The sequence below is a fragment of the Cobetia crustatorum genome (assembly GCF_000591415.1).
Taxonomy (GTDB): domain Bacteria; phylum Pseudomonadota; class Gammaproteobacteria; order Pseudomonadales; family Halomonadaceae; genus Cobetia; species Cobetia crustatorum.
The window spans coordinates 40156-50620 of record NZ_JEMF01000078.1; the positions used below are offsets into that span (position 1 = coordinate 40156).

General features: G+C 55.2%; 10 protein-coding genes. 8 read left to right on the plus strand and 2 right to left on the minus strand.

The window, feature by feature from the left end:
* Nucleotides 1-3: 3 nt before the first annotated feature.
* The 5 genes from tolA (at nt 4) to BF12_RS0114630 (ending at nt 4933) form a co-directional block, all read left to right on the plus strand.
* Nucleotides 4-1233 carry a cell envelope integrity protein TolA gene (tolA, locus tag BF12_RS0114610; RefSeq protein ID WP_024952914.1) on the plus strand — a complete coding sequence of 410 codons (1230 nt, stop codon included), beginning with the start codon at nt 4-6 and terminating at the stop codon, nt 1231-1233.
* Nucleotides 1230-2522: a Tol-Pal system beta propeller repeat protein TolB gene (tolB, locus tag BF12_RS0114615; RefSeq protein ID WP_024952915.1), complete on the plus strand. Its 1293-nt coding sequence runs from the start codon at nt 1230-1232 to the stop codon at nt 2520-2522. Before tolA ends, tolB begins: the two co-directional genes overlap by 4 nt.
* Nucleotides 2523-2594: 72 nt before the next feature.
* Nucleotides 2595-3104 carry a peptidoglycan-associated lipoprotein Pal gene (pal, locus tag BF12_RS0114620; RefSeq protein ID WP_024952916.1) on the plus strand — a complete coding sequence of 170 codons (510 nt, stop codon included), beginning with the start codon at nt 2595-2597 and terminating at the stop codon, nt 3102-3104.
* Nucleotides 3105-3242: 138 nt separating this feature from the next.
* Complete coding sequence (gene ybgF, locus BF12_RS0114625; protein ID WP_024952917.1) at nt 3243-4004, plus strand: tol-pal system protein YbgF; 762 nt, start codon at nt 3243-3245, stop codon at nt 4002-4004.
* A gap of 164 nt (nt 4005-4168) precedes the next feature.
* Nucleotides 4169-4933 carry a YciK family oxidoreductase gene (locus BF12_RS0114630; protein WP_024952918.1) on the plus strand — a complete coding sequence of 255 codons (765 nt, stop codon included), beginning with the start codon at nt 4169-4171 and terminating at the stop codon, nt 4931-4933.
* A gap of 175 nt (nt 4934-5108) precedes the next feature.
* Here the strand turns inward: BF12_RS0114630 and BF12_RS0114635 are convergent, their stop codons facing one another.
* Nucleotides 5109-5795, minus strand: coding sequence for an HAD-IA family hydrolase (locus tag BF12_RS0114635; protein WP_024952919.1), 687 nt, complete (start codon nt 5793-5795; stop codon nt 5109-5111).
* On the minus strand, nt 5792-6559 hold the full coding sequence (gene ubiG, locus BF12_RS0114640) for a bifunctional 2-polyprenyl-6-hydroxyphenol methylase/3-demethylubiquinol 3-O-methyltransferase UbiG (protein WP_035160276.1): 768 nt from the start codon (nt 6557-6559) through the stop codon (nt 5792-5794). The genes BF12_RS0114635 and ubiG overlap by 4 nt, the downstream gene beginning before the upstream one ends.
* Before the next feature lie 225 nt (nt 6560-6784).
* Here ubiG and mtnA point away from each other — a divergent pair, with 225 nt between their 5' ends.
* The 3 genes from mtnA to BF12_RS0114655 all read left to right on the plus strand — a co-directional run bounded on the left by mtnA (nt 6785) and on the right by BF12_RS0114655 (nt 10253).
* Nucleotides 6785-7903: an S-methyl-5-thioribose-1-phosphate isomerase gene (gene mtnA / locus BF12_RS0114645; RefSeq protein ID WP_035160257.1), complete on the plus strand. Its 1119-nt coding sequence runs from the start codon at nt 6785-6787 to the stop codon at nt 7901-7903.
* A gap of 172 nt (nt 7904-8075) precedes the next feature.
* Nucleotides 8076-8960, plus strand: a complete 885-nt coding sequence (gene galU, locus BF12_RS0114650) for a UTP--glucose-1-phosphate uridylyltransferase GalU (protein ID WP_024952922.1) — start codon at nt 8076-8078, stop codon at nt 8958-8960.
* 3 nt (nt 8961-8963) lie between these two features.
* The gene (locus BF12_RS0114655) at nt 8964-10253 is read left to right on the plus strand and encodes a nucleotide sugar dehydrogenase (protein ID WP_024952923.1); all 1290 of its coding nucleotides are present in this window, start codon (nt 8964-8966) and stop codon (nt 10251-10253) included.
* Nucleotides 10254-10465 lie beyond the last annotated feature (212 nt).

The window sequence follows — 10465 nt, forward strand, 5'->3', positions numbered from 1 at the left end:
TGCATGAGTCAGCCGGAAATCGAGCAACGGGTCGGGTTAGGGCTACCAGTGGTGCTGGCCGTAGGCCTGCATCTGGTGATCCTGATTCTGACCTTGGTAAGTTGGCCAGAATCTGAGCCGGAACAGACCAGTAATACCATCGTCAATGCCACGCTGGTCAGTACCGAAACCACGACTAACCAAGCTCAGCAGGCCAAGGCCAGCAAGGCGCGTGATGCTGCAGAAAAGGCCAATGAGCAGCAAAGCGCCAAGGAAAAGGCGGCGAAGGAAGCTGAGCTGGCAGCACAGCAACAAAAGAGTGCTGCTCTTGAAAAAGCTTCTGAGTTAAAGGCACAGCAACAGAAGGCTGCCGAGCAGGAGAAAGCAGAGGCACAGGCCGAGGCTGCTGAGCAGCTGAAAGCCGAGCAGAAGGCGGCAGCAGAAGCTGCTGCGCAGGCCAAGGCTGATGCCGCGCGTCGTGCTGAAGAAGCCAAGGCGATTGCACTTGATCGCAAGAAGGCTGAAGCTGAAAAGCAGGCCAAGGAAGAGGCGCTGAAGAAAGCCGACGCTGAGAAAGCTGCCAAAGCCAAGGCCGAGCAAGAAAAGGCCAAAAAGGAGAAGGCTGCTGAGGAGGCGCGCAAGAAAGCGAATGCTGATAAGGCTGCTAAAGCCAAGGCCGACGCTGAAGCCAAGAAGACAGATGCCGATAAGGCAGCCAAGGCAAAAGCCGCTGCGGAAAAGGCTGAGAAAGATAAAGCCGCCAAGGCCGCAGCTGAAAAAGCGGCGAAAGAGAAGGCTGCCAAGGAAAAGGCTGCTGAGGAGTCGCGTAAGAAATCAGCTGCAGAGTCTGCGCGCAAAAAAGCATTAGCGGAAAAGGCAGCTCAGGCATCCGCAGGTTCGCTCGACAGTCTTATCGATAACGAAAGTGATGCTATCAGTGGCGCGAAGCAGGCAGCCCAGGCTGCCAATGGCTTTGTAGACCTGGTCAAGAAATATGTTGGCCAGAACTGGAGCCGCCCGTCGGGCACTACGCCTGGCAAGACGGTAACTCTTCGGGTTTCATTATTACCGACGGGTGAGCTGGTCTCGGCTGCGGTAAAAAAGAGTAGTGGTGATTCCGTCTTTGATCGCTCAGCGATTCAAGCGGTACAAAAAGCCGCCCCGTTTACGGAGTTGCAGCAGCTACCTTCGGGAGCGAGAAGCAAGTTCCGAAACTTTGATCTGTACTTCAATCCAGAGGACCTGGGCCGATGAGACGATTGACCACATGGATGATGGCGGCCGCTCTGCTGGTAGTCACCAGTATGGCAAGGGCTGACCTGACCATTGAAATTACCAAGGGCAATGACAGTGCTACGCCGATTGCAATTGTGCCGTTCGAAAATCTGACCGGTGGGAGTCTGCCTCAGGATTTGGCACGCATTGTCTCGGATGACCTGGCGCGCAGTGGCCAGTTCGAACCGATCAAGCGCGATAATCTTGTGGCATTGCCCGGGACGACCCAGGATGTCTTTGTCAATGACTGGAAGCGTCTAGGCGCCAGCTATATAGTGGTTGGCCAGGTTAAGTCCGCTAGCAACGGCGGCTATAGCATCCAGTATGAGTTGATGGATGTGCTAGGCAACAAGCGTATGCTTGGTGAAGTCATCACCGGTAGCAATGGAGAATTGCGCGCGCGTGGTCACTACATTAGTGATGAAGTTTTTGAAGAAATTACTGGGATTCGCGGTGCTTTCTCTACAAAAATCGCATACATTACCGCCAATGGAGTAGGTGACAATATCCGCTTTGCGTTGTATGTTGCCGACTCGGATGGTCATAATAGCCAAGAGATTCTTGCTTCTGATGAGCCGATCATGTCTCCGGCCTGGTCGCCTGATGGCAAAAAATTGGCTTATGTGAGTTTCGAGTCTGAGCGTCCTGCCATTTATGTCCAAGAGCTCGGCAGTGGACGTCGCGCCAAGCTGACGGGTTTCCGCGGCATCAATGGTGCTCCTGCATGGTCACCTGATGGCCGCAAGCTTGCGATGGCACTCTCGAAGGATGGCCAGCCAGAAATTTATGTGATGGATATTGCCAGTCGCCAATTCAAGCGTTTGACCAATAACCCTGCCATCGATACCGAGCCGGATTGGCTGCCAGATGGTAGCGGTATGGTATTTACGTCTGACCGTGCAGGATCGCCACAGATCTACCGTCTTGATCTGTCCGGCGGCACTGAACGCCTGACGTTCACTGGCAATTACAACTCTCGCGGACGCCTGACGTCTGATGGAGAAACCCTATTCATGATCAACCGCTCAGGCAATGGTTATCAGGTTGCCAAGCAGGATCTGAAGACCGGCCGGGTGACATCCCTGACAGAAACTCAGTGGGATGAATCACCAAGTATTGCACCGAATGGTACTATGGTGATATATGCCACTCAGCAAGGAACCCGAGGGGTCCTGGGCGAGGTGTCGGCAGACGGAAGGGCTCAATTTTCCCTGCCGTCACCACAAGGCGATGTGCGTGAACCTGCGTGGTCGCCGTACCTGAACTAAACCACTAGAATGCACCCGAGCCACTAAAAGAAAGGCTTGGCATTCGTACCCATTAGAGCAAGGAGTTTTACAATGCAGTTCACCCCGTATGCAAAAGGTCTGTTGGTTGCCCTGTCCCTCAGCGTCATGGCCGGTTGTTCCAGCAGCGGCGGCGCTCAGGACGGCGACATGGATTCTGCCAATAGCGGCGCAAACACTGCCGGTATGAACTCTGGTGCCAACACTAGCGGCAACCAGATGGGCGACGCGTCCATGCCTAACGTGCGCACTATCTACTTCGCATTCAACAAGGACACCATCCGTCCTGAATTCGAAAGTGTCCTGATGGGTCACGCTCAGTATCTGAAAGCCAACACCAGCGCTAATGCTGTTCTCGAAGGTCACGCTGATGAGCGCGGCACTCGTGAATACAATCTGGGTCTGGGCGAGCGTCGTGCCAAGTCTGTCGCACGCTTCCTGACTGTCCAGGGTGTTTCTCCGTCACAGATCGAAATCGTGTCTTACGGCGAAGAGCGTCCGGCTGTTCAGGGCCATGGCGAATCTTCCTACGCCAAGAACCGTCGTGTGGTCTTCGACTACTAAGTTCTGCACTCTCTCTGACCACATCTGAGATGTGACAGGAGACGCTAGGAACTTGTGTTGAGCAGGCCCGGGGGAAAAGGTTGCCTTGATTCCCGGGCCTGGTCACGCGATACCATGATGATTCGGCGGAGCGACAGCATGAAACACAGCCTGAAATGGTTGTGCGGTGCGGGAGCCTTGTTGCTCCCGTTATCCGTTATGGCCGCACCCGCGGTCGAGGATCTTACCGCACAGTCAAACTCCCTCTATCAGCAGGCCAATACTCGCTTGAGTGGTGGCGGCACCCTGACCCTTCTCAACCAGCTTGATGAACAGGCACAGGAAATTGCACGACTTCGTGGTCGAGTCGATGAATTGGAATACCAGTTCAAACGGATGACCGAGATGTCGCAGCAACGATATCTGGATCTTGAACAGCGAGTCTCTGGCGGAAATTCTGCCGGTGAGAACGGTCAGGTCGTCGATGCACAGGCCGCATCAGCGGTCAGTGGTAGCGCGAGTACTGCCAGCAGTGCAGCCAGTAATGGTGATGCTCAGAAAGATTATGAGAATGCGTTTGCCAAGGTTCAATCCAGGGACTTTGATGGTGCTATTGTCGCCTTCGAAGCATTCGTGGTTGATCATGGTGATTCCAACCTCGCTGCTAATGCACATTATTGGCTGGGTGAGTTGTATTCTGCCAAGAATCAACTGGATGCCTCTGCACAAGCCTTCGATACAGTGATCAGTGAGTACTCTCAATCCAGCAAGGTGCCGGATGCGATGTATAAGCTGGGCCTGGTCAAGGCACGCCAAGGTAAAGCGCAGGAAAGTCGTACGTTGCTCCAGACTCTGGTAAAACAGTATCCGGACAGCAAGGCCGGTACTATGGCCAAGGACTTCCTCGCCTCTGGTGCGTAAGACAGAATGTATTCCATAAAGCCCGTCTTGTTAGAATAATCCGTTATTCTAACAAGACGGGCTTTATGCGTTCTGACATGTGCTCGCATGTCATGATTCACTACATCCGCTTGCTTGTGCGACCTTGTGGTGCGCGAGGCGGGCGGCCAGGACGGGATATCACCATGGCAGAATGCAAGATCAACTATCATGCGCCAGAAGATTTGCTGAAAGGGCGTGTCATTCTCGTGACGGGGGCAGGGTCAGGCATCGGACGTGAAGCAGCAGTTGAATATGCGCGCCACGGTGCCACAGTGATATTGCTGGGCAGAACCATTGCCAAGTTGGAAGAAGTCTATGATGACATCGAATCGTTAGGTGCCCCACAACCCGCCATTTATCCGCTTAACTTCGAAGGCGCTACGCTGAAAGATTATCAGCAGATGGCAGAAACGCTGGACAAGGAATTTGGACGCCTCGATGGCATACTGCATAACGCTAGTCTACTGGGAAAGATCACTCCCTTTGAGCAATATGATCCTGCCCTGTGGGAGCAGGTCATGCAGGTCAATATCAACGGTCCCATCTGGATGGTGCAGGCGCTGCTACCTCTGTTAAAGGCCTCTAGTGATGCGTCTGTTGTGCTGACGAGTTCGAGCGTGGGTCGTAAAGGACGCGCCTTCTGGGGGGCTTATAGCGTCTCCAAGTTTGCAACAGAAGGGTTTTCCCAATTACTGGCTCAGGAGCTGGAAAACACCAGTCAGGTGCGCGTCAATACGCTCAATCCTGGTGGTACACGCACGGCAATGCGAAAGTCGGCGTTTCCGGCGGAAGATCCGCAAACACTACGGACACCTGCCGATATCATACCGACCTATTTGTGGTTGATCGGACCCGAGAGCCGAGGGCACACTGGCGAAATGTTTGATGCACAACCGCCTAAAGCTTAAGACGCATCAATATTCCTTGAGCTATGGCTGCAAGTTTTCAGCCTCGATATAGAAATGCGCCGCCGGCAATTGCCGCGGCGCATTTTTGTTAAGCAGAGCAAGAAGGGCACGTCACCGAGCGGACTGATAATCTACTAGGCGATGATAGGGAGGACACCGTTGACCCGCTCATGACTCAATGTAGTCCGGCAGCTCTCAGGGCTGCATTGACCACTTCTTCCGAGGTGTCAAACCAGACATCAGCAGGCCAAGCATCCACATCATCTCCTATACGAACATAGCCATAGCGCACTGCCACTGCGAGCATGCCAGCAGCGCGTGCAGCTTGCATGTCACGGTCGTGGTCCCCGAGATACCAGCATTCAGTGGCTTCGGCGTTCAAGCGTCGCGCCGCCTCCCATAAAGGTTCTGGGTGTGGCTTCTTGACGGGTAGGTCATCGGCACAAAGAAGGCAACCTGGCGTCAACTGTAGCGCTTCGATCAAAGGAGCTGCGAATTGGCGTGGTTTATTGGTGACGATGCCCCAAGGGAGTGAAGCGCGTTCACATGCCGCGATAAGGACATCGTAGCCGGGAAACAACACGCTTTCGGCGGCGACATCATTGGCATAAAACGCGAGCAGGCGTGTGCGTTCTTCAGCGTGCTGAGGATGTTCAAGTGCGAAGCCAAGCGCCAGCATCACAAGAGCACTCCCACCGTGAGAGACTTCGGCACGAATGACGTCATAGTCGAGTAGTGGCAGCCCATGATGCTGGCGCAGCTCATTCGTTGCACGTGCGAGATCTGGCGCGGTATCGACGAGAGTACCGTCCAGATCAAAGATCAATGCTGCTGGGCGAGGCAGTGCGGCGGGGAGGCTCATGCCAATTCTTCTACAGTTGGGCGTCGCGTGTGCATCAGATAATTGACCGACAGATCTTGGGGATTGAGGCGATATTTCCTGGTCAGCGGGTTGTAGGTCATTCCGGTGCTGCCTTCCATCTTGAGTCCCGCACTGCGCACCCAGTTACCCAGCTCAGACGGACGAATGAACTTGCTGTATTCATGTGTACCGCGTGGCAGCATTTTCAGCAGATACTCAGCGCCCAGAATGGCGAAGGTATAGGCTTTGGGGTTACGGTTGATGGTCGAGAAGAAGACCTTTCCGCCGGGCTTGACCAGGCGTGCACACGCAGCGATGACCGATGATGGGTCCGGCACATGCTCGAGCATCTCCAGGCAAGTCACGATATCGAACTGACCGGCCATCTCTTCTGCGGCGGCTTCCGCTGTTGTCTGGCGATAATCCACTTCGACCCCGGACTCCAGTTGGTGAAGACGTGCCACCGATAGCGGTGCCTCACCCATGTCAATCCCGGTCACCTGCGCACCACGGTGCGCCATGGCTTCAGACAGGATGCCACCGCCGCAGCCCACATCAATCACTCGTTTACCGGCCAAGCCAGCATGAGTGTCGATATAGTCGACGCGGAGGGGGTTGATGTCGTGTAGCGGTTTGAATTCACTGTCGCGGTCCCACCAGCGGCTAGCCAATGCGGAAAACTTGGCAATCTCACCGGCATCAACATTACCCAGGTAATCCGGAGTAGTGGCATTGGCATCTTGCTTGGCGTCGCTATGACTCATCATCGGATCCTTACCGTCACGGAAGTGCTGCATGTGAGCGTGCTGGGCCTGTACAGGCGCGCTACGCTCGGGCACGATTCCTCCATTCTAATCCGCCAGTCGTCGCGGGTCAGCGGTATGGGGAAAAAACTCGTTGCAACGGTGACTTGCGTTGTTGACGTTATGCACCTGTCACGAATGATATCGGTGCATTCCCATCATTATGTGCATCAACAGGGAGTGGTCATGAGCCTGATTCCGATCCGCTGGGTTAGCCAGCAAGCACGTTCCAATGCTTTAGAACGTGACATTGTTAGGCTGGCATTGCTTGATCAGAGGTTATTACCCGGAGAAACGCAGGAAGTCTTGCTTGAAAATGCTCAGGGCGTTGCATGTGCGATCACTGACATGGTGGTGAGAGGCGCGCCGGCTATCGGTATTGCGGCTGCATATGGTGTCGCGCTGGAAGCCTCGGTCTCTCTACGTGAAGCTGATGACTGGCAAACACGTCTTGCCACGGCTTGCGATGTTCTTGCGTCCTCGCGTCCTACGGCAGTCAATCTGTTTTGGGCACTGGGGCGTATGCGCGATGTGATCAAGGCGCATGGTTCGAGTACGAAGGCGCCTTATGACGCCTTGCTGCGCGAGGCCAAACGCATTCATGAGCAAGACCTGGAAGATAACCTGCGTATGGCCGAATTTGGCGCGCAGGTCATTGCTGCCTCCCTCGAGGATGGCGTGACACAATGCGAGGTGATGACACATTGCAATACCGGTGCGCTCGCCACGGGGGGACATGGGACGGCTCTGGGCGTCATCCGTACGGCATATGCTCAAGGGCTCATCACGCGGGTGCATGTCAATGAGACCCGACCCTGGTGGCAGGGCTCCCGCTTGACGGCGTGGGAGCTGGTCCAGGAAAAGATTCCTGCTCGGCTGGCTGTCGAGGGTGCTGCCTCATTGATCATGCAGCAAGGTGTGCAGTCACCGCAGGGGCTGCGCTGGTTGATCGTTGGTGCTGATCGTATCGCTGCCAATGGTGACACTGCCAACAAGATAGGCACCTTTTCGCTTGCAGTGCAGGCGCGGGCGCATGGTATCAAGGTCATGGTGGTTGCCCCCTTGGCGACCTTTGATGCCACGCTGACCAGTGGCGATGACATTCCCATCGAGACGCGTGACGCCAGTGAGCTCCGCCAGGCGGGTAATCGCCAGATTGCCCCTGATGAAATTGAAGTCTTCAATCCGGTGTTTGACGTCACGCCGCATCACTATATTGATGCTATCGTGACCGAGCACGGCGTTGTGGAGTCTCCAGATAGCGACGGTGTTGGGGCGCTATTGGGCCGTGCGATGCGCGGCTGAGAAAATCGAGATGTCATTAACACGCTGATATGCAGGGATTTCGCACTTGCGGCTCAAACTGGCATAATCCCTGCGTATATTTAGGGATAGCCGTCGAATGGTTTCGATGGCGGTTACTCGGCATTGCTGTTCGCAAGCTTTTGCCATGACATAGACACAAGGAAGACGCTTCATGATACGCAAGGCTGTTCTGCCGGTTGCCGGCCTCGGCACACGTTGCCTCCCGGCCTCCAAGGCTATCCCCAAGGAAATGATCACCATTGTCGACAAGCCGGTGATCCAGTATGTGGTGGAAGAAGCGGTGGCGGCGGGTATCAAGGAAATCGTGCTGGTAACGCATTCCAGCAAGAATGCCATCGAGAATCACTTCGACAAGCACTTCGAGCTGGAAACGACGCTGGAAGCCAAGGGCAAGTTCGAGCTTCTCGAAGAGTTACGCAACATCATTCCCGATGATGTCAAGATCATCAGCGTTCGCCAGCCAGAGCCGTTGGGGCTCGGCCATGCAGTGCTCTGTGCCAAGCCTGTCATCGGTGATGAGCCGTTCGTGGTCCTGCTACCTGACGTACTCGTTGATGGTGAAGGCCTCGAGAAGAATGATCTGGCACGTATGATAGAGGCCTATGAGGCCACCGGTGCTGCGCAGATCATGGTCGAGAACGTGCCGCAGGACATGGCGTACAAGTACGGCATCGTCGCCATCGATGGCGAAACACCAGAAGCGGGCAAGTCTGCGCTGATCACCGGCATGGTCGAGAAACCGGCGCCAGGTACTGAACCCTCCACTCTGGCTGTCATCGGGCGTTATCTGTTGCCAGGGCGCATCTTTGAGTTACTTGAGCAGACTCAACCAGGCGCTGGTGGTGAGATCCAGCTGACTGATGCCATCGACGCGCTACGCGATGATAAAGCTGTCGCAGCATATCGTATGGCGGGTGACACCTATGATTGTGGCCATCAGCTTGGCTATCTCGAAGCTATCATATCCTTTGCCAAGCGCCACCCGAAGTTCGGTGAAGGCTTCCGTGAGCTTCTTGCTCGCTACCAGGAGAAATAAGCCATGCAGGTGCTGGTGCACGGAAGCGAACTAGCGGCGGCAACGGCTAGCGCCGCTCTGGCAAGTGTGGGTCATCGCGTCTGGTGGTGGCCGCATGAAGATATGGATTGGGCGGCACTTGATCGTGTCGACTGGCTGAATAGTGAGCCTGGACTGCGTGAGCGCCTTGATCGTCATCAGCAGCGGGGAGACCTGACGCTGGTGGAAAGTCCTGATGAGTTGCATCGGATCGATATTCACTGGATCGCCGTATCACCGGACCAGCGTGAAAGCGCGCTGACACGTCTGGAACAGATGGTGGCGATACTGGATGAGCCGATGATCGTGATCAATAACTCCACCTTCCCGGTAGGGACGACTGAACGCTTTGAGGCGCTGCTGCCGCGTGATGACCAGTTTGCCGTCGCCTTGCCTGACATGCTCGAAGAAGGTCGCTCACTGGAGACGTTCGAACGGCCAGCGCGCTGGCTGCTGGGGAGTGAATCTGAGATCGCAACGCAACGGGTTCAGGAGCTACTGCGCGCCTTCAATCGTCGTGAAGATGTCTTCCAGATCATGCCACGCCGTGCCGCGGAGCTGACGAAACTCGCCATCAATGGCATGTTGGCGACGCGCATCAGCTACATGAACGAAGTGGCGGGGTTGTCGGACTCTCTTGGTGTTGACGTGGAGTATGTTCGTCAGGGTATGGGAGCTGATCCGCGTATCGGGTTCGGTTATCTGTACCCTGGCTGTGGCTTCGGTGGTCCCAATTTCTCACGTGATTTGATGCGTCTGGCAGATGTTCAGCACCAGACCGGACGTGAGTCGATGCTGCTTGAGCATGTCCTTGACATCAATGAGGCCAAGAAAGAGACGCTGTTCCGCAAGTTGTGGCAGCACTTTGATGGTGAGTTACGTGGGCGCACGGTGGCTATCTGGGGAGCAGCATTCAAGCCAGGCACGGCGCGTATCGATCATGCTCCTGTGCTGACATTGCTTGAAGCGTTGTGGGCACAGGGCGTCAAGGTGCGTGTTCATGATCCGGCGGCATTGTCGGCACTGGGCGAGGCCTGTGGTGCTCATCCGTTGCTGGAACTAGTGGATGGCAACATGTATGGCGCGCTGGAAGGGGCGGATGCATTGATGCTGGTGACAGAATGGAAGTGCTACTGGAATCCGGATTGGCAACGTCTCAAGCGTGAATTGGGTACTGGTCTGATACTCGATGGTCGCAATATCTATGACCCGCGCTATGTCGCGAATCAGGGATTGATCTATCGTGGCATCGGCCGTCGTGCGACACCTGACTGAGACTGACTGTATGGCACTGTTGTCAGCGCCATACATGATTGGCCCATCAGTTACGCAATAAAAAACCCCGCCAATTGGCGGGGTTTTTTATTGCGGCATCATCAGACTCACAAAGGGCGAGCCGAATACGATACGAGGTATCAGGCCGCGAAGTTCTGGGCAGCGAAGTCCCAGTTGATGATGTCCAATGCTTTCCAGGTACTTCGGACGCG

What these genes read in the sequence shown, in the direction of transcription:
- tolA (WP_024952914.1), top strand. Translation starts at nt 4, where the DNA reads ATGAGTCAGCCGGAAATCGAGCAACGGGTCGGGTTAGGGCTACCAGTG.
- tolB (WP_024952915.1), top strand. Translation starts at nt 1,230, where the DNA reads ATGAGACGATTGACCACATGGATGATGGCGGCCGCTCTGCTGGTAGTC.
- pal (WP_024952916.1), top strand. Translation starts at nt 2,595, where the DNA reads ATGCAGTTCACCCCGTATGCAAAAGGTCTGTTGGTTGCCCTGTCCCTC.
- ybgF (WP_024952917.1), top strand. Translation starts at nt 3,243, where the DNA reads ATGAAACACAGCCTGAAATGGTTGTGCGGTGCGGGAGCCTTGTTGCTC.
- BF12_RS0114630 (WP_024952918.1), top strand. Translation starts at nt 4,169, where the DNA reads ATGGCAGAATGCAAGATCAACTATCATGCGCCAGAAGATTTGCTGAAA.
- BF12_RS0114635 (WP_024952919.1), bottom strand. Translation starts at nt 5,795, where the DNA reads ATGAGCCTCCCCGCCGCACTGCCTCGCCCAGCAGCATTGATCTTTGAT.
- ubiG (WP_035160276.1), bottom strand. Translation starts at nt 6,559, where the DNA reads ATGAGTCATAGCGACGCCAAGCAAGATGCCAATGCCACTACTCCGGAT.
- mtnA (WP_035160257.1), top strand. Translation starts at nt 6,785, where the DNA reads ATGAGCCTGATTCCGATCCGCTGGGTTAGCCAGCAAGCACGTTCCAAT.
- galU (WP_024952922.1), top strand. Translation starts at nt 8,076, where the DNA reads ATGATACGCAAGGCTGTTCTGCCGGTTGCCGGCCTCGGCACACGTTGC.
- BF12_RS0114655 (WP_024952923.1), top strand. Translation starts at nt 8,964, where the DNA reads ATGCAGGTGCTGGTGCACGGAAGCGAACTAGCGGCGGCAACGGCTAGC.